General features: G+C 39.3%; 18 protein-coding genes and 1 other annotated feature. All 18 genes read left to right on the top strand.

What is annotated here, in order from left to right; translation table 11 throughout:
• The 18 genes from PQQ29_RS01735 (at position 1) to PQQ29_RS01820 (ending at position 19,660) form a co-directional block, all read left to right on the top strand.
• On the top strand, positions 1-513 hold the full coding sequence (locus tag PQQ29_RS01735; RefSeq protein WP_010990304.1) for an NYN domain-containing protein: 513 nt from the start codon (positions 1-3) through the stop codon (positions 511-513).
• 80 nt (positions 514-593) lie between these two features.
• On the top strand, positions 594-1,199 hold the full coding sequence (locus PQQ29_RS01740) for an RNA polymerase factor sigma-70 (RefSeq protein ID WP_003760097.1): 606 nt from the start codon (positions 594-596) through the stop codon (positions 1,197-1,199).
• Positions 1,200-1,302: 103 nt separating this feature from the next.
• The gene (rpmG, locus tag PQQ29_RS01745; RefSeq protein WP_003728079.1) at positions 1,303-1,452 is read left to right on the top strand and encodes a 50S ribosomal protein L33; all 150 of its coding nucleotides are present in this window, start codon (positions 1,303-1,305) and stop codon (positions 1,450-1,452) included.
• A gap of 19 nt (positions 1,453-1,471) precedes the next feature.
• Complete coding sequence (secE, locus tag PQQ29_RS01750) at positions 1,472-1,651, top strand: preprotein translocase subunit SecE (protein WP_003765079.1); 180 nt, start codon at positions 1,472-1,474, stop codon at positions 1,649-1,651.
• Between the two features lie 129 nt (positions 1,652-1,780).
• A complete protein-coding gene (gene nusG, locus PQQ29_RS01755) occupies positions 1,781-2,314 on the top strand; it encodes a transcription termination/antitermination protein NusG (RefSeq protein ID WP_003760101.1) in 534 nt (177 codons plus the stop codon).
• Between the two features lie 54 nt (positions 2,315-2,368).
• Positions 2,369-2,839 (top strand): Imm63 family immunity protein, encoded by a 471-nt coding sequence (locus tag PQQ29_RS01760; protein WP_003770127.1) that lies wholly within the window; start codon positions 2,369-2,371, stop codon positions 2,837-2,839.
• A gap of 126 nt (positions 2,840-2,965) precedes the next feature.
• On the top strand, positions 2,966-3,391 hold the full coding sequence (gene rplK, locus PQQ29_RS01765) for a 50S ribosomal protein L11 (RefSeq protein ID WP_003718336.1): 426 nt from the start codon (positions 2,966-2,968) through the stop codon (positions 3,389-3,391).
• 39 nt (positions 3,392-3,430) lie between these two features.
• A complete protein-coding gene (rplA, locus tag PQQ29_RS01770) occupies positions 3,431-4,120 on the top strand; it encodes a 50S ribosomal protein L1 (RefSeq protein ID WP_003726838.1) in 690 nt (229 codons plus the stop codon).
• A 48-nt stretch (positions 4,121-4,168) separates the two neighbouring features.
• Positions 4,169-4,312: a sequence feature (ribosomal protein L10 leader region), on the top strand.
• Positions 4,313-4,367: 55 nt separating this feature from the next.
• Entirely contained in the window at positions 4,368-4,868 is a 501-nt protein-coding gene (gene rplJ / locus PQQ29_RS01775; RefSeq protein WP_003732833.1) for a 50S ribosomal protein L10, read from the top strand.
• Between the two features lie 78 nt (positions 4,869-4,946).
• Positions 4,947-5,309, top strand: a complete 363-nt coding sequence (gene rplL, locus PQQ29_RS01780; RefSeq protein WP_003729189.1) for a 50S ribosomal protein L7/L12 — start codon at positions 4,947-4,949, stop codon at positions 5,307-5,309.
• 142 nt (positions 5,310-5,451) lie between these two features.
• Positions 5,452-6,057, top strand: a complete 606-nt coding sequence (locus PQQ29_RS01785; protein WP_185325036.1) for a class I SAM-dependent methyltransferase — start codon at positions 5,452-5,454, stop codon at positions 6,055-6,057.
• Between the two features lie 569 nt (positions 6,058-6,626).
• The gene (gene rpoB / locus PQQ29_RS01790; RefSeq protein WP_010990308.1) at positions 6,627-10,181 is read left to right on the top strand and encodes a DNA-directed RNA polymerase subunit beta; all 3,555 of its coding nucleotides are present in this window, start codon (positions 6,627-6,629) and stop codon (positions 10,179-10,181) included.
• A 169-nt stretch (positions 10,182-10,350) separates the two neighbouring features.
• A complete protein-coding gene (rpoC, locus tag PQQ29_RS01795) occupies positions 10,351-13,956 on the top strand; it encodes a DNA-directed RNA polymerase subunit beta' (RefSeq protein ID WP_010990309.1) in 3,606 nt (1,201 codons plus the stop codon).
• Between the two features lie 75 nt (positions 13,957-14,031).
• The gene (locus PQQ29_RS01800; protein ID WP_187983959.1) at positions 14,032-14,577 is read left to right on the top strand and encodes an HAD family hydrolase; all 546 of its coding nucleotides are present in this window, start codon (positions 14,032-14,034) and stop codon (positions 14,575-14,577) included.
• 65 nt (positions 14,578-14,642) lie between these two features.
• Entirely contained in the window at positions 14,643-16,103 is a 1,461-nt protein-coding gene (locus PQQ29_RS01805; protein ID WP_185505361.1) for a glycoside hydrolase family 1 protein, read from the top strand.
• A gap of 162 nt (positions 16,104-16,265) precedes the next feature.
• Positions 16,266-17,402, top strand: coding sequence for an ArgE/DapE family deacylase (locus PQQ29_RS01810; protein ID WP_045553269.1), 1,137 nt, complete (start codon positions 16,266-16,268; stop codon positions 17,400-17,402).
• Between the two features lie 223 nt (positions 17,403-17,625).
• Positions 17,626-19,143: a leucine-rich repeat domain-containing protein gene (locus PQQ29_RS01815; protein WP_045553268.1), complete on the top strand. Its 1,518-nt coding sequence runs from the start codon at positions 17,626-17,628 to the stop codon at positions 19,141-19,143.
• A gap of 100 nt (positions 19,144-19,243) precedes the next feature.
• Positions 19,244-19,660: a MarR family winged helix-turn-helix transcriptional regulator gene (locus PQQ29_RS01820; RefSeq protein WP_003760140.1), complete on the top strand. Its 417-nt coding sequence runs from the start codon at positions 19,244-19,246 to the stop codon at positions 19,658-19,660.
• The last annotated feature ends 4 nt before the right edge of the window (positions 19,661-19,664 follow it).

A 19,664-nucleotide genomic window follows, 5' to 3' on the forward strand; every position in this document is an offset into this window, starting at 1 on the left:
ATGGAACAAATTCTGCTTGTTGACGGGTATAATGTGATTGGAGCTTGGCCAGAATTGAGTTTCTTAAAAGATCGCGATTTGGAAGCGGCGAGAGATAAGCTAATTGAGTGGATGGCGGAGTACCAAAGCTATACGGGATACCGAGTTGTAGTTGTATTTGATGCGCAGTTTGTTCGTGGAGTAAAGCGAAAAAGCAAGAAGCATCAAGTTGAGGTAGTGTTTACGCATGAAGATGAAACGGCAGATGAATATATTGAACAAAAAGCAATTGAATGGAAAAATGCGCGGACGCAAATTATTGTAGCGACATCTGATTATACAGAACAGTGGGCTATTTTTGGACAAGGTGCGCTTCGGATTTCTTCACGTGAACTACTTTTTGAAATTCAAGAAATGAGTAAACAAATCGGACAGAAAATCAAACGAATTCAGGAAAAAATGCCAAAATCAAACCTCAATCTAGATTCTGATATTATTTCCCAGCTTGAAAAGTGGAGAAGAGGCGAGGAGTAAGGGATTGACGGGCTGTTTCTGACTATGTATAATGAAGCAACCAAAGAAGAAATCCTGTCGAAAAGGAGCCGATTAGCCTAGTGGAGAATTCAGTAAATCAAGAAGAAATGGCGATGCTTGAACTAGCTAGAAGCGGTGATACGGACGCGTTAGAGTATTTTTTCAGTAGGTATCAGTCGGTTATTTACTGGAAATCGACGCAATATTTTTTACAAGGTGCAGAGCGAGATGATTTAATCCAAGAAGCAATGATTGGGCTTTTCAAAGCAATTCGTGATTACGATGAGTCAAAAGAAGCCTCGTTCCGTTCTTTTGCGGAAATGTGTATAAATAGGCAACTTCTTTCGGCGGTGAAGCGGGCATCTAGGCAGAAGAATATCCCTTTAAACAATTCAGTTTCGCTCGACACACCAATGGCTGAAGATGATGTAGACTGGACTTTACTAGATGTCATTTCCGAAAAAGCGGCCGAAACCCCAGAAGATTTTCTAATTAAAAATGAAGATTTAACACATGTAGCGCGTCAACTTGAACAAGTCACAAGCGAATTTGAAAAAGAAGTATTAAAACAATATTTAGAAGGCAAAAGCTATCAAGAAATGGCGCTTTTCTTCAATAAAAAAGAGAAAGCTATCGATAATGCATTGCAACGAGTAAAAAAGAAAATGATGAAGCAGTTTGAATGAAAAAATAATTGACTAGCCAAGAGCCAAGTGTTATATTTATATGGATGAAATGTGCCTACTTTTTGGCATGGCATATTTAATGATTGCGGAGTTGAGATAATTTATGAAGAAGAAAACATCCCTCGCTTGTTCTGAGTGTGGTTCAAGAAACTATACAGTCAATGTTAGCGGGACGCAGAAAGAAACTCGCTTAGAAGTGAAGAAATTCTGTCGACACTGCAATAAACATACATTACATCGAGAAACAAAATAGACGATATGGAGGTTTTGGTATGTCTGCAATAGCAAGATTCTTTCGGAACGTTTCATCCGAAATGCATAAAGTTACATGGCCAACTAGAAAAGAACTTTTAACATACACAGTAACAGTAGTTATCACAGTTATTTTATTTGCTTTATTCTTTATGTTAATTGATTTTGGTATCGAACAAATTATTAAACTTATCGTGTAGTGCTAGGAATTTTACAAAGATAATGATATACTATTACTTGAGACAAAACCCGTACAACTTTCGGGTTTTTTATTTTGGATTATACTAAAAGGAGGATGGCGGCAAAATAGGATTGCTGCCAACTAAACAATGGAAAAAAATTGGTATGTAGTTCATACTTACTCCGGTTATGAAAATAAAGTCAAAGCAAACCTAGAAAAACGTGTAGAATCAATGGGCATGTCAGATAAAATTTTCCGAGTTATTGTACCGGAAGAAGAAGAAACAGAAGTGAAAAATGGTAAAACAAAAACAATCAAACGTAAAGTTTTCCCAGGTTACGTATTAGTAGAAATCGTTATGACAGATGATTCTTGGTATGTCGTGCGTAATACTCCAGGAGTTACTGGATTTGTTGGTTCTTCAGGTTCTGGCTCGAAACCAACACCATTACTTCCAGAAGAAGCAGATCGTATTCTGAAAAGCATGGGTATGGTCGAAAAACGCGCTGAAGCTGACTTTGAAATCGGTGAAACAGTTATGGTCAAAGAAGGGCCATTCGCTGACTTCTCTGGTAAAGTGGATGAAATGGACAACGACAAAGGTAAAGCGAAAGTCATGGTTAACATGTTCGGTCGTGAAACTCCAGTCGAAGTGGATTTCAATCAAATCGAAAAACTTTAAAACTTACAACCTCTACATTATTTGTGGAGGTTGTTTTGTTAAGGAGGCGAACAAATGGACAAGGCTAAGCAGATATATTTGGATTTTAAACGAGAAGCTATATTTTTAGATCTCGATTTCCCTTTATTCTTAGGTAATGGTCCAGGGTGCGGTGAACTTTGTATGGATTATAGCGAACAAGATGGCTATATGCTTTACGGTTATGAACGCGGCGAACGAAACAGTGAATTCAAAACAACTGATTTTGAAGAGTTTAAATATGAAGTTTTTCTGCATATTTGTTGGTATATGGGGATGGAATTTGAACTGCGCCATCGTAAAGAAGACATCAAACGCGACGATAACATCCTTGAAACGGATACCCGTAAAATCGCTTTTGAAAAAACATTGCAGTTATTAAAAACAGTAAACCCAGCTTGGATTGATAAGGCTGCGCAAGGTTACACAGCGTATTTGAACTTATGGCGGAAAAATCAAAACGTTTATTTCGATAAAACGACCATGGAATTCAAAGTAAATCTCTAAAAAAATCTTGCAACGAAACGTTTAAGATGGTATCATATATAAGTACGTTTTTGACGTATGTTTTAACGTGGGAGGGGAAATATCAGCCCCAGTCAACCACATCACGGACTTAAGGAGGTATGTCTCGTGGCAAAAAAAGTGATTAAAGAAGTTAAACTTCAAATTCCAGCAGGTAAAGCAAATCCTGCACCTCCAGTTGGACCTGCATTAGGTCAAGCTGGCGTAAACATCATGGGATTCTGTAAAGAGTTTAATGCTCGCACAGCCGATCAAGCTGGTCTTATTATTCCTGTTGTGATCACTGTATTTGAAGACCGTTCGTTTACGTTCATCACTAAAACTCCACCAGCAGCTGTATTACTTAAAAAAGCAGCTAAAGTGGAAAAAGGATCCGGTGAACCAAACAAAACAAAAGTTGCATCTGTAACTCGCGCTCAAGTACAGGAAATTGCTGAAACAAAAATGCCAGACCTTAACGCTGCAAATGTTGAATCTGCAATGCTAATGGTTGAAGGTACTGCACGTTCTATGGGTATCACTATCCAAGACTAATCGTGTGTTTCACAATTTGACAATTAAGGAGGAAAAGAAATGGCTAAGAAAGGCAAAAAGTATCAAGATGCTTTAAAACAAATTGATGCAAACAAAGTTTACACTGCAGAAGAAGCAGTAGAACTTGCTAAAAAAATTGACTTCGCTAAATTCGATGCAACTGTTGAAGTAGCATTCCGTCTTGGCGTTGACCCTAAAAAAGCGGACCAACAAATCCGTGGTGCTGTTGTATTACCAAACGGTACTGGTAAAACTCAACGCGTATTAGTATTCGCAAAAGGTGAAAAAGCTAAAGAAGCTGAGGCTGCTGGAGCTGATTACGTTGGTGAATCTGAATTCGTTGAAAAAATCAACCAAGGTTGGTTTGAATTTGACGTTATCGTTGCTACACCTGACATGATGGGTGAAGTTGGTAAATTAGGCCGTGTCCTTGGACCAAAAGGTTTAATGCCAAACCCTAAAACTGGTACAGTAACTATGGACGTAACTAAAGCAGTTAACGAAATTAAAGCTGGTAAAGTAGAATACCGTGTTGATAAAGCTGGTAACGTACACGCTGCAATCGGTAAAGTATCTTTTGATGCTGCTAAACTAGTAGAAAACTTCCGTACTGTGAATGACGTTCTACAAAAAGCAAAACCTGCTGCTGCGAAAGGTACTTACGTGAAAAATCTTTCCGTAACAACTACTTTCGGACCTGGAATCAAAGTCGACCCAGCTAGCTTATAAAATTTAACTTGACCAGCCCCTTGTCTTTTGATAAGATAGGCTAGTTGAAACAATCAAATATCCTTACCGTAGACAGTTGGCGCGTTTATCGCTTAAATATGCCACCCGAGGGATTTCTTTTGAAGTGTGCGTTCGCGCGCATTTCACAAAAACCTCTGGCGTCTACGGTGTCAGAGGTTTTTTGTTGCTGATCAAACGGAACTAGTGTCTGTTTAATTAGATTTAATTGTTGGACGGAGGTGGAAAAATGAGTAAAGTTCTTGAAGCTAAACAAAGTGCAGTTGAAGAAATTAAAACTAAATTATCAGCTAGTGCGTCTACAGTAATTGTTGATTACCGCGGCTTAAACGTTGGCGAAATCACTGACTTACGTAAACAATTGCGTGATGCTGGTATTGAATTTAAAGTCTACAAAAACTCACTAACTCGCCGTGCTGTTGAAGCTAACGGTTACGAAGGTTTAGAAGGAGCTCTAACTGGTCCTAACGCAATCGCATTCAGTAATGAAGACGTAGTTGCGCCTGCGAAAATCCTTAACGATTTCGCTAAAGATCACGAAGCACTAGAAATCAAAGCCGGTGTTATTGAAGGTAAAGTTGCTTCTCTTGAAGAAATTAAAGCACTTGCAACACTTCCATCACGCGAAGGATTGCTATCTATGCTTTGCAACGTACTTCAAGCTCCAGTTCGCGGTCTTGCTATCGCTACTAAAGCTGTTGCTGACCAAAAAGAAGGACAAGAAGCATAATCTGTTCTACCCAGGGGAAACCCTACAAACAAATCTCGGTTAAATCCGAAAAAATTATATTATTGGAGGAATTTCAAAATGGCTTTAAACATTGAAGAAATCATTGCTTCCGTAAAAGAAGCATCTGTATTAGAACTTAACGATTTAGTAAAAGCAATCGAAGAAGAATTTGGCGTAACTGCTGCTGCTCCTGTAGCTGTAGCTGCTGCTGGTGGCGGTGCTGCTGAGCAAACTGAATTCACTGTAGAACTAGCTTCTGCTGGAGATTCTAAAATCAAAGTAATCAAAGTGGTTCGTGAAATCACTGGTCTTGGCTTAAAAGAAGCTAAAGAATTAGTTGACAACGCTCCTAAAGCTCTTAAAGAAGGCGTTGCTAAAGACGAAGCTGAAGAAATCAAAGCTAAACTTGAAGAAGTTGGCGCTAACGTAGAAGTTAAGTAATTAACTTAAAGACCTTAGATACTTGTTATCTAAGGTCTTTTTTATTGCAATTAATCAAGTTTAAGATGAGTTACCAAAAATGCTACATCCGAGTAAGATTTTATGCTAAAATAGCTAGAGATACGAAAGGAAGGTGCGGTTCTTGACTAACAATCATTACTACACAAACGACGAAACAATTAAACATAACCGAAAAACATGGCAAGTGATGTTAAAAGGTTTTAATATGAGTTTTACAAGTGACAATGGCGTGTTTTCCAAAAATACGGTCGATTTTGGTTCGAAATTATTGATTGAATCTTTTGAGTTAGAAACGAAAATAGGGAAAATCTTGGATGTTGGTTGTGGTTATGGTCCGATGGGGTTAACGGTAGCGAAAGCGTTCCCTGATAGCCAAATTGAAATGGTAGATGTTAATTTGCGCGCACTGGAACTTGCGAAAGAAAATGCGGAAATCAATAAAATTACGAACACGCATATCTATGAAAGTTCGGTTTATGATAACGTAACTGCGAACGATTACCAAGCGATTATTAGTAATCCGCCAATTCGTGCAGGGAAAAGAATAGTTCACGCGATTTTAGAAGGTGCTTACGATCACTTGCGAGAAACCGGAGAACTCTGGATTGTTATTCAAAAGAAACAAGGCGGTCCATCTGCTGAAAAGAAAATGGAAGAAGTTTTCGGTAACGTTGAAACAGTGGCGAGAGATAAAGGGTATTTTATTTTTAGAAGCGTTAAAAACTAAAATTCAGGTAGTTATGGAATTTTGCAAAATACTTGAATTAATGAGTGCTAATTAAATTTCAAAACATAATGAAAAAGAAGCGGCAAATATTATAACATGTCGCTTCTTATTTTTCTAGAAAAATATTTGACATAGGTGGAGAGATGTTGTATTATAGTATAATGCCAAAAGAATCTATACCGTTTTTTTGCGCTGCATTTTATTTCAAAATATGACAAAAAATGAAGCGTTTACGCGGTTTTTGGTGCTATAAATAAACATGGATGTGGTTTTCAGAAATAGTTGATGAAATCCGCTTTCTTTTTGTCTAAAGCAGCAATTTTTTCTTTTTGAAGTTCCACTTGATTTCGACCTAGGTTTTGTCTGATTGCGATTATGCGAATCAGATGTACACAAGGTAGCAGGAAACTTTTGATGAACGATGTTTAAGGCTGATGAAGGAGTATGGAAGTACTTACTTTTGAACGATTTAACTTAAACATCGGGTGCGGGGGGTTCCACTGTTTTTGTGCCTAAAAGAGAAGTCAGTGTGCTTATAAATTTTTTAATTAATTTGAGGGGTGAATAGTTTGTCAGGACATTCAGGACATGATGTAAAATATGGACGGCATCGTACGCGTAGAAGTTTTGCGCGAATCAGTGAAGTACTTGAATTACCAAACTTAATTGAGATTCAAACAGCTTCTTACCAATGGTTCTTAGATGAAGGGCTACGTGAGATGTTCCGCGATATTTCGCCAATTGAGGATTTTGCGGGTAATTTATCTTTAGAATTCATTGATTACGATCTTGGAGAACCGAAATACTCGGTAGAAGAATCTAAGAACCGTGATGCAAACTATGCGGCTCCACTACGCGTGAAGTTGCGCCTAATCAACAAAGAAACCGGCGAAGTAAAAGACCAAGAAGTATTTATGGGTGATTTCCCACTAATGACTGAAATGGGTACGTTCATTATTAATGGGGCAGAACGTGTTATCGTTTCCCAATTAGTTCGTTCTCCAGGTGTTTACTTCAATGGAAAACTAGACAAAAATGGTAAAAAAGGCTTTGGTTCTACTGTCATCCCTAACCGTGGGGCTTGGCTTGAGTATGAAACAGATGCTAAAGACGTTGTACACGTTCGTATTGACCGTACACGTAAATTACCAGTAACTGTTTTACTTCGTGCACTAGGCTTTGGTTCCGATCAAGAAATTATTGATTTAATCGGGGACAATGACTACTTGCGCAACACGCTTGAAAAAGACAACACTGACAATGCTGAAAAAGCACTTCTAGAAATTTACGAAAGATTACGTCCGGGTGAACCCCCAACAGTTGATAACGCTAGAAGCTTACTAGTTTCTCGTTTCTTTGATCCAAAACGCTACGATCTTGCAAGCGTTGGACGTTATAAAATCAACAAAAAATTACATCTGAAAAACCGTCTATTCAACCAAACATTAGCAGAAACTTTAGTGGATCCAGAAACTGGTGAAATTATCGCTTCTAAAGGTGACATTTTGGATCGTCGTAATTTAGATCAAATTATTCCTAATTTAGAAAACGGTGTAGGTTTCCGCACACTTCGTCCAACTGATGGAGTTATGGAAGATAGCGTACTCGTTCAATCTATTAAAATCTATGCACCAAATGATGACGAAAAAGAAATCAACATCATTGGTAACGCGTATATTGAAGAAAATGTAAAACACATCACGCCTTCTGATATTATTTCATCCATTAGCTACTTCTTTAACTTGCTACATGGTGTTGGCGATACAGATGACATCGATCACCTAGGTAATCGTCGTCTTCGTTCTGTTGGTGAACTTTTACAAAACCAATTCCGTATCGGTTTATCCCGTATGGAACGTGTAGTTCGTGAGCGTATGTCTATTCAAGATATGACTACAATTACACCACAACAATTGATTAATATTCGCCCAGTAGTTGCTTCTATTAAAGAATTCTTTGGTAGCTCGCAGTTATCCCAGTTCATGGATCAAACAAATCCACTTGGCGAACTTACGCATAAACGTCGTCTTTCAGCGCTTGGACCTGGTGGTTTGACGCGTGAACGTGCTGGTTATGAAGTACGTGACGTGCATTACTCTCACTATGGCCGTATGTGTCCGATTGAAACGCCAGAGGGACCGAACATTGGTTTGATCAACTCCCTTTCTTCCTTTGCGAAGGTAAATAAATTCGGCTTTATCGAAACGCCTTACCGCCGCGTAGATCCTGAAACAAACCGTGTTACTGATAAGATTGATTATCTAACTGCGGATGAAGAGGATAATTACGTTGTAGCGCAAGCGAACTCGAAATTAGACGAACAAGGTACTTTCACAGAAGAAGAAGTTATGGCTCGTTTCCGTTCAGAAAACTTAGCGGTAGAAAAAGAACGTATTGACTACATGGACGTATCGCCTAAACAGGTTGTATCTGTTGCGACTGCATGTATTCCGTTCCTTGAAAACGATGATAGTAACCGTGCGCTAATGGGAGCGAACATGCAACGTCAAGCGGTTCCTCTTATGCACCCTGAAGCTCCATTTGTTGGAACAGGTATGGAACACGTATCTGCAAAAGACTCTGGTGCAGCTGTAACTGCCAAACATGACGGTATTGTAGAACACGTTGAAGCTCGCGAAATCTGGGTTCGTCGTGTATCTCTAGTGGATGGCAAAGAAGTAACTGGCGGAATTGATAAATATACATTACGTAAATTTGTTCGTTCTAACCAAGGTACTTGTTATAACCAACGTCCAAACGTAGCAGAAGGTGACCGCGTTGTTAAAGGAGAAATCCTTGGTAACGGTCCATCAATGGATTCCGGTGAACTTGCTCTTGGTCGTAACGTACTAGTTGCGTTCATGACTTGGGATGGTTATAACTACGAGGATGCGATCATCATGAGTGAACGTCTTGTAAAAGATGACGTTTATACTTCGATTCATATTGAAGAATTTGAATCAGAAGCTCGTGATACAAAACTCGGACCTGAAGAAATGACTCGTGATATTCCAAATGTTGGGGAAGACGCTTTACGCGACCTTGACGAACGTGGAATTATCCGTGTCGGTGCTGAAGTAAAAGACAACGACCTTCTAGTTGGTAAAGTAACACCAAAAGGAGTTACTGAATTAACTGCAGAAGAACGTTTATTACACGCTATCTTTGGTGAAAAAGCACGTGAAGTTCGTGATACTTCATTACGTGTACCTCATGGCGGCGGTGGAATCGTGCTTGACGTGAAGATCTTTACACGTGAAGCTGGCGACGAACTACCACCTGGTGTAAACCAATTAGTACGTGTTTATATTGTACAAAAACGTAAAATCCACGAAGGCGATAAAATGGCCGGACGTCACGGTAACAAAGGGGTTATCTCCCGTATTTTACCTGAAGAAGATATGCCATTTATGCCAGACGGAACACCTGTTGACATCATGCTTAACCCACTTGGGGTACCATCTCGTATGAATATCGGACAAGTACTTGAGCTACACTTAGGTATGGCTGCTCGTGCTTTAGGAATTCACGTTGCAACTCCAGTATTTGATGGAGCGAATGAAGAAGATGTATGGAGCACTGTGGAAGAAGCCGGTATGGCCCGCGATGCGAAAACAGTTCTTTACGACGGACGTTCTGGTGAAGCATTTGATAACCGTATCTCTGTAGGTGTAATGTACATGATCAAACTTGCCCACATGGTTGATGATAAACTTCATGCGCGTTCAACTGGACCTTACTCTCTAGTAACGCAACAACCGCTTGGTGGTAAAGCACAATTTGGTGGACAACGTTTTGGGGAAATGGAAGTATGGGCACTTGAAGCATATGGTGCCGCTTATACACTTCAAGAAATCCTAACGATTAAATCCGATGACGTGGTTGGTCGTGTGAAAACTTACGAAGCGATTGTTAAAGGCGAAAGCGTTCCAGAACCTGGTGTGCCAGAATCCTTCAAAGTACTCATCAAAGAGCTTCAAAGTCTTGGAATGGACGTTAAAATGCTTTCCGCAGACGAAGAAGAAATCGAGATGCGTGACATGGATGATGACGACTTTACTAATCAAAATGATGCCTTCAATATCGTACAACCGGAAAATGCAGCCACTGAAAAGACTGAGTAATTCGGTTCGATAATTGAGACTCCAAAACAATAAGAAACAATGATTTGTTTTTTGCAAAATATAAAATTAAGCGATCGCTAAGACTTTCCCTAAAAGTCTGGGAAGTGTGCGGGAATCCCCAAGCGCTTCCTAAAGCGAATGCTCCAAACTAATTTAGGAGGTTGGGCACTTGTTAGATGTTAATAATTTTGAGTATATGAAAATCGGTCTGGCATCTCCAGATAAAATTCGTTCATGGTCTCACGGTGAAGTAAAAAAACCTGAAACCATCAACTACAGAACGCTTAAACCTGAACGTGACGGCTTATTCTGTGAAAGAATTTTTGGACCAATGAAAGACTGGGAATGTTCTTGTGGTAAATACAAACGTGTTCGCTATAAAGGCGTAGTTTGTGACCGTTGTGGAGTAGAAGTAACGAAATCAAAAGTGCGCCGTGAACGTATGGGCCATATTGAACTCGCAGCTCCTGTTTCTCACATCTGGTACTTCAAAGGAATTCCAAGCCGTATGGGTCTTGTTATGGATATGTCCCCACGTGCATTAGAAGAAATTATCTACTTTGCATCTTACGTGGTTACAGAACCAGGCGATACTCCACTTGAAAAGAAACAACTTTTATCTGAACGTGAATACCGCGTTTACCGCGAAAAATATGGTAAAGGTTTCTCAGCTGGTATGGGCGCAGAAGCTATCAAAAAAATCTTAGCCGATATCGACTTAGAAAAAGAAACAAATGATTTAAAAGAAGAACTAAAATCTGCACAAGGTCAACGTCGTACTCGTGCAATTCGTCGTTTGGAAGTTATGGAAGCTTTCCGTAATTCCGGCAACAACCCAAGCTGGATGGTACTTGACGTGCTACCAGTTATCCCACCAGAAATTCGTCCAATGGTACAACTTGAAGGTGGCCGTTTTGCAACAAGTGATTTGAATGACTTATATCGTCGGGTAATCAACCGGAACAACCGTTTGAAACGCCTTCTTGATTTAGGTGCACCAAACATTATCGTGCAAAATGAAAAACGGATGCTACAAGAAGCTGTCGATGCTCTAATTGACAACGGTCGTCGTGGTCGTCCAGTAACAGGTCCAGGTAACCGTCCGCTTAAATCCCTTTCTCATATGCTTAAAGGGAAACAAGGTCGTTTCCGTCAAAACTTACTAGGTAAACGTGTCGATTATTCTGGTCGTTCCGTTATCGTAGTTGGACCTAACTTAAAAATGTACCAATGTGGTCTTCCAAAAGAAATGGCTCTTGAATTATTCAAACCATTTGTTATGAAAGAACTAGTTGGACGCGGTTTAGCACACAACATTAAGAGCGCTAAACGTAAAATCGAACGTATGGCTCCAGAAATTTGGGACGTATTAGAAGAAGTTATCCGTGAACATCCGGTACTACTTAACCGGGCGCCTACGCTTCACAGACTTGGTATTCAAGCATTTGAACCAACGCTAGTTGAAGGTCGCGCAATCCGTCTTCACCCTCTTGTATGTACAGCTTACAACGCTGACTTTGATGGTGACCAAATGGCGGTTCACGTTCCTTTATCCGCAGAAGCACAAGCAGAAGCACGTATTTTAATGCTTGCAGCGCAAAACATTTTGAACCCTAAAGATGGTAAACCAGTTGTAACACCTTCCCAAGATATGGTGCTAGGTAACTACTACCTTACTTTAGAACGTGAAAATGCTGTCGGCGAAGGTACTATCTTCAAAGATATCAATGAAGCGCAACTTGCGTATCAAAACGGCTATGTACACTTACATTCACGTATTGCTGTATTTGCTGGTTCGATTCCAAATGAACGTTTCACTGATGAACAACGCAAACAATTATTAATTACGACTGTTGGTAAACTGATTTTCAACACAATCTTACCAAAATCGTTCCCTTATATTAATGAACCAACGAAATTCAACTTAGAAATCGAAACACCAGCGAAATATTTCGTTGATACAACAACTGATGTTCGTGCTCATATTGCGGCACAAGAACTAATCGATCCATTCAAGAAGAAAATCCTCGGTAACATTATCGCGGAAGTCTTCAAGAAATTCCATATTACCGAAACTTCAAAAATGCTTGACCGTATGAAAGATCTTGGTTTCAAAATCTCGACTAAGGCCGGCATGACAGTAGGTATTGCGGATATTCTAACACTTGAAGAAAAACATGAAATTCTTGAAAAAGCACATGATACTGTTGAAAAAATCACTAAATCATTCCGTCGTGGTTTGATTACAGATGATGAAAGATACGAACGCGTTATCGGTGTATGGAATGCTGCCAAAGACGAAATCCAAGGAAAACTGATCTTGAGTTTGGACCGCTTAAACCCAATCTTCATGATGCAAGATTCCGGAGCTCGTGGTAACATTTCCAACTTTACACAGCTAGCTGGTATGCGTGGACTGATGGCTGACCCATCCGGACGTATCGTAGAATTGCCGATTACATCTAACTTCCGTGAAGGTTTAACGGTCTTAGAGTACTTCATTTCTACCCATGGTGCGCGTAAAGGTCTTACCGATACAGCCCTTAAAACAGCCGATTCCGGTTACCTTACTCGTCGTCTTGTTGACGTGGCTCAAGATGTTATCATTCGTGAAGACGATTGTGGCACTGACCGCGGTCTTACAATTAAGGCTATCCGTGAAGGTACTGAAATCATCGAACCACTTGAAGAACGTCTGGAAGGTCGTTATTCTCGTAAAACAATTCGTCACCCAGAAACAAAAGAAGTTATTGCACGTGAAAATGACTTAATTACAGAAGCAATTGCAACTCAAATCGTTGACGCTGGAATTGAAGAAGTAACTATCCGTTCTGCATTCACATGTAATACAAAACACGGCGTATGTAAAAAATGTTATGGTAAAAACTTGGCAACTGGTACAGAAGTCGAAGTTGGAGAAGCAGTTGGTATCATCGCTGCCCAATCTATCGGGGAACCAGGAACTCAGCTTACTATGCGTACATTCCATACAGGTGGGGTTGCCGGAGACGATATCACGCAAGGTCTTCCACGTATTCAAGAAATCTTTGAAGCACGTAATCCGAAAGGGCAAGCTATCATCACTGAAGTTGGTGGTGAAGTTGTTTCTATCGAAGAAGGTCGTGACCGTCAACAAGAAATCACTATCCAAGGTACAGATGACCGCCGTTCTTACAACATTCCTTACACTGCTCGCTTGCGTGTAGAAGAAGGAAGTATTGTTGAACGTGGGGAAGCTCTAACTGAAGGTTCTGTGGATCCTAAAGCCTTGATTCGTGTTCGTGACGTATTATCCGTTCAAGAATATCTACTTGCTGAAGTACAAAAAGTTTACCGTATGCAAGGGGTAGAAATTGGCGATAAACACGTTGAAGTAATGGTTCGTCAAATGTTACGTAAAATCCGCGTAATGGATACTGGTGATACAAACATCTTACCAGGTACATTAATGGATATTCATACGTTTACAGAAGCCAACCGCGATGCTATCTTAAGTGGTAGCCAACCAGCAACAGGTCGTCCAGTTCTTCTAGGGATCACAAAAGCTTCCCTTGAAACTGATTCCTTCTTGTCTGCTGCATCATTCCAAGAAACAACTCGTGTCTTGACAGATGCTGCAATCAAAGGAAAACGTGACGAACTTCTAGGACTTAAAGAAAATGTTATCCTAGGTAAACTTGTTCCAGCTGGTACAGGTATTGGTCGTTACCGCAAACTGAAATCCGAAGTTATCAAGGAAACAGCTGAAGTAACTGACGAAATCACAAATATTTAATTTTATAAAGCCAAGTGTGTCGTTCGCGCGCACTTGGCTTTTTTTGTTATACTCTAGAAAAAGGAGTGAAGTGATTTGATTACACATGTTATTTGGGATATGGGCGAAACATTAAATACCGTACCAAACACAAGATACGACCATCACCCTCTCGATACTTACCCGGAAGTAGTGCTAAGGAAAAATGCCAAAGAAACCCTCGAAAAAGTAAAGCAACTCGGATTCAAACAAGCAATCCTCAGCAACACCGCAACGAGCGACACAGAAGTAATTAAGCGCGTACTAACCAATTTCGACATCATCGATTATTTTGATTTCATTTACGCATCCAATTCCGAGTTACAACCAGGGAAAATGGAAAAGCCAGATAAAACTATTTTTGATTTTACACTAAATGCCCTTCAAATTGATGAAACAGAGGCAGTCATGGTCGGAAATACATTTGAAAGTGATATTATTGGCGCAAATCGTGCAGGTATCCATGCGATTTGGCTACAAAATCCAGAAGTCTGTCTTCAAGATGAGCGTTTGCCCCTTGTCGCACCACCATTTGTTATCCCAGTTTGGGACTTAGCTGATGTTCCCGAAGCCCTTTTATTATTAAAGAAAATTTCTTCTTGACCTGTAATGCATTACACAAAGTAAACTAAAAAAGTAGAAGATATTAGCCGGAAGGGGCGAACGATATGACTGAAGTGAAAAAACAATTTCCAAAAGGATTTTTATGGGGTGGAGCAACTGCTGCGAACCAAGTTGAAGGCGCTTACGATTTAGATGGTAAAGGCCTTTCCACAGCAGATATGGTAAAATTCATTCCAAAAGAAGAACGCACGAAAGATCACGCATTAGATGTATCTAAAGCAGAAATCGAAGCAATTATCGCAGGGAAAGTAGAAGGAAGATTCCCTAAACGTGAAGGCGTTGATTTTTATCACCGCTATAAAGAAGACATCGCATTATTTGCCGAAATGGGCTTTAAAACATTCCGCCTATCACTAAACTGGGCGCGTATTTTCCCGAACGGTGATGACAAAGAGCCGAATGAAAAAGGTCTTGAATTTTATGATAAAGTGTTTGATGAATTATTAAAATATGACATTGAGCCACTTGTGACGCTTTCTCACTATGAAACGCCACTAAATCTAACTTTAAAATACAACGGCTGGGCTGATCGTCGCGTTATCGGATTTTTCACGAACTACGCAGAAACAGTTTTCAAACGTTATAAAAACAAAGTAAAATATTGGCTAACTTTTAACGAAATCAATGTTATTTCACTTAGCGCATACACTGGTGGGGGCGTGCTGTTAGAAGACGCGAAGAATCCACTTGAACTTTCTTACCAAGCAGGACATCACCAATTTGTAGCCAGCGCACTTGCTACAAAATTGGCGCATGAAATTATTCCAGGATCACAAGTTGGGTGTATGCTAGCGCGTATGGCGACATATCCTGCGACTAACAACCCTGATGACATCTTAAAAGCACAATACGAAAACCAACAAAACCTATTTTTCACAGATGTTCATGCTCGCGGTGAATACCCAAGCTACATGAACCGCTTCTTCCAAGAAAACGACATTAACATCGTAAAAGAAGTTGGCGACGACGAAATCTTAAAAGCACACACGGTTGATTTCATCTCATTCAGCTATTACATGTCCCTATCCGCAACAGCTAGCCCAGAAGGCGACCGCTCTGCTGGGAACTTAATGGGTGGCGTGAAAAATGAATACTTGGAGTCCTCCGATTGGGGTTGGCAAATTGACCCGAAAGGCTTACGCTGGACATTAAACGATCTATATAGCCGCTATGAATTACCACTTTTCATCGTGGAAAATGGCTTAGGTGCTTATGATACAGTAGAAGAAGACGGCAAAATCCATGATGATTACCGAATTGACTACTTGCGCAAACATATCGAACAAATGAAAGAAGCAATTGCAGACGGCGTAGATTTAATGGGTTACACAAGCTGGGGTCCAATCGACCTAGTAAGTGCCTCCACAAGCGAAATGTCCAAACGCTACGGCTTCATCTACGTAGACCAAGATGACTGGGGCAAAGGAACATTAGAACGCTCTCGCAAAGATTCATTCTTCTGGTATAAAAAAGTAATTGAAACAAATGGTGAAGATTTAGATTAATTGAAAGTTAGCAGTCCCGCTTTGGCGGGGCTGTTTTTTATTTTTATATCAATTAATGGGATGAGAGCTAAGATAACCCCCGGGATATATAGTGATGTAGACGTTTGCCTTTTTCCATAACGGGAAAACATAGGATGGAATTCAAAGAAAGAGGGCGTAAACATGGAACGAGAAAGAAAAATTCAAATCTTAAAGGACATTGTGAATATTGATTCGACTAATGGGCATGAGGAACAGGTTGCGAACTACTTACAGAAGTTGTTTGCTGAGTATGGTATTGAGTCTGAAAAGGTGCAATATGATGTAGACCGAGCTAGTCTTGTTAGTGAAATTGGTTCTAATGATGGCAAAGTTTTGGCGTTTTCAGGGCATATGGATGTGGTTGATGCTGGCGATGTATCTAAATGGAAGTTCCCGCCTTTTGAAGCAACGGAGCATGAAGGGAAAATATACGGACGTGGCGCGACGGATATGAAATCAGGTCTAGCGGCGATGGTTATTGCAATGATTGAGCTTCATGAAGAAAAACAAAAACTAAACGGTAAAATTAAATTATTAGCAACAGTTGGTGAAGAAGTCGGTGAACTTGGAGCTGAACAACTAACGCAAAAAGGTTACGCAGATGATTTAGATGGCTTGATTATCGGCGAACCGAGCGGACACAGAATCGTATATGCGCATAAAGGTTCCATCAATTATACCGTTAAATCCACTGGTAAAAATGCGCATAGTTCGATGCCGGAATTTGGTGTGAATGCGATTGATAACTTGCTGCTATTTTATAATGAAGTAGAAAAGTTTGTGAAATCAATTGATGCTACTAACGAAATATTAGGCGATTTTATTCATAATGTCACTGTAATTGATGGTGGAAATCAAGTCAATAGTATTCCTGAAAAAGCGCAACTGCAAGGGAATATTCGCTCGATTCCAGAAATGGATAATGAAACAGTGAAACAAGTGCTAGTGAAGATTATCAATAAGCTAAATAAACAGGAAAATGTGAATCTGGAGTTAATATTTGATTATGACAAACAACCAGTATTTAGTGATAAAAATTCGGATTTAGTAAATGTTGCTAAGCGTGTAGCAAGTGACATTGTTAAAGAAGAAATCCCTTTACTCGGTATTTCCGGAACAACCGATGCAGCAGAATTCACGAAAGCCAAAAAAGCATTTCCAGTAATTATTTTTGGACCAGGAAACGAAACGCCTCACCAAGTAAATGAAAATGTTTCTGTAGAGAATTATTTAGAGATGGTGGATGTGTACAAACGAATTGCGATAGAATTTTTATAAATGCTGCGAAAACTAGTTCTGACAGTGCTTTTGGCGATAAACTGAATCTTAATTAAAACACATTTTAGTTTTTTAAAAGAATAAACGGACGAAAAATCGTCACTTTTAAAGAGAATTATGCTCTGAAAGGTCTTTTTTTAGCAAAAAATAATGTTGCTCCTCGTGTTAATATTAGTTTTAAATGCAATAACTTAGTACATTAATTATTAGATAGGAGACTACTATGAACGTAAGAACTTTACTAGTTCGTGTTGGAGTAATATTAACTATGGCTTTAGGAATTAGTTTGTGGCTAGGCACGAGTCCGGGAATTGACGCTCAAGCAGCAAGCCTTGCACAACCGACACCGATTAATGAAGTGTTTCCTGATCCTCAAATGGCTTTAACAATGGAGGTAGAACTCGGGAAAACAAATGTTACAGATCTTGTTTCGCAAAGTGAATTGGATAGCCTGACCGAATTGAGATCTAATTTACCCATAGCTTCAATTGAGGGAATTCAGTATCTGACAAATTTAACAGAATTAAATATAAGTAATGCAGAAGTAAGTGATATAAGTGCTTTGAAAGATCTAACAAAATTAACAAAGTTAGAAATGTATCAGAATAATATTAGTGATATAAACGTTTTGGAAAACCTAACGAACATAACAGATTTAGACTTACATGATAATCAGATAGCGGATATAAGTCCCGTAAGAAATTTGACTAATTTAGTGGAACTAAACTTAGCTTATAATCAAATAAGTGATATTAGTGCAGTGTCAACTCTAAGTAAGCTAAATAAGTTATGGTTTACTGATAATCAAGTAAGTGATATTAGCGCAGTTGCTGGGTTAAACAATCTATCTAGTTTGAGTTTGGGTTATAACCAAATAAGCGACATAAGTATACTGACGAACTTAACCAATTTAGATGGTCTGAGTATAGACCATAATCAAATAAGTGACTTAACGCCAATAGCGAATTTGACCAATTTAACTTTCGTGGGTTTGCATAATAATCAAATAAGCGACTTAACTCCAATTGCAAATTTAACTAATTTAACAAGAATGTATTTATCAGGTCAGCAAATAACCAACAATCCAATACCTTATCACAGCAATATTGCTATTCCTAACAATGTGAAAAATAATAAAAATGATGTTATCGCACCACTTGTAATAAGTAATGAAGGAACCTATGACAATTCTAATGTTGTTTGGAATCTAGCTGATTATGTTAATAAAGTGAGTTATACTTTTTCACAACAGGTAACGATTGGTAGTGCCACAGAAACTTTCAATGGGACAGTAACACAGCCATTAGAGTTATATACTGTGACTTTTGATGTGGATGGAGTAACAACTAACGAGACATTAGAGGCAGATACCCTACTAACCGAACCAACACCGCCAACAAAAGAAGGTTACACATTCACAGGCTGGTATGATGCAAAAACAAACGGTACTAAATGGGATTTTGAAACGGATAAAATGCCGGCGAAAGATATTACCTTATATGCTCAGTTTAGTGAGGATAAAGGCCCAGCAGATGATGATACTGACAAAGATACACCAAATGACCCTGCTATAAACGATGGAGACGCGGTGCATTCTTTGGATAGTTCAGAACCACCTGCTGAGGTAAATGTAAATATATCACTACCAAAAACAGGCGATAGTCAAAACCCATTAGTTATTTTCATGGGACTGTTTCTGCTTGGTACAGGGATTATTTCGCTTCACAAAATACGCAATTAAATAAAAGTCTAGTATTTGTTTGTAAACAGGTGCTAGGCTTTTTTCTTGCTTTTAATAAAGTTTAGTACTAAACTAATAGTATCAAGAGGAGGGGACGAGCATGGTTAAGAAAGAAGAACGGCTAGGGGTTTTGCTTTGGTTTCGATTTAGTCGATTTTATAATCGAAATATGAAGCTGACCAATCAGAATTTGCGAGCAGCGGGGATTTCGCCGGCGCAGTTTGATTGCATTGCCCAGATTGGTTTGGACAACGAGATTACGCAGCAACAGCTTGCCGAAAAATTAGTTGTAACGAAGGGAAATGTCACCCAACTCCTCGCAAAATTAGAGCAATTAGGCTATATTACGCGAACAAAAACGGGACGCGAGAAACATATTGCCCTCACCGAAAAAGGCCAAGCGTGTTACCGCGAAAATGTGCCAAAACAAGAAGCTTTTCAGCAATCTCAATTTGATAAATTAACAAGAGACGAACAAAAAGAACTACTCAAGTTATTAAAAAAATTAGGAGAGTGATTAT

The sequence above is a fragment of the Listeria innocua genome (assembly GCF_028596125.1).
Classification (GTDB): Bacteria; Bacillota; Bacilli; order Lactobacillales; family Listeriaceae; genus Listeria; species Listeria innocua.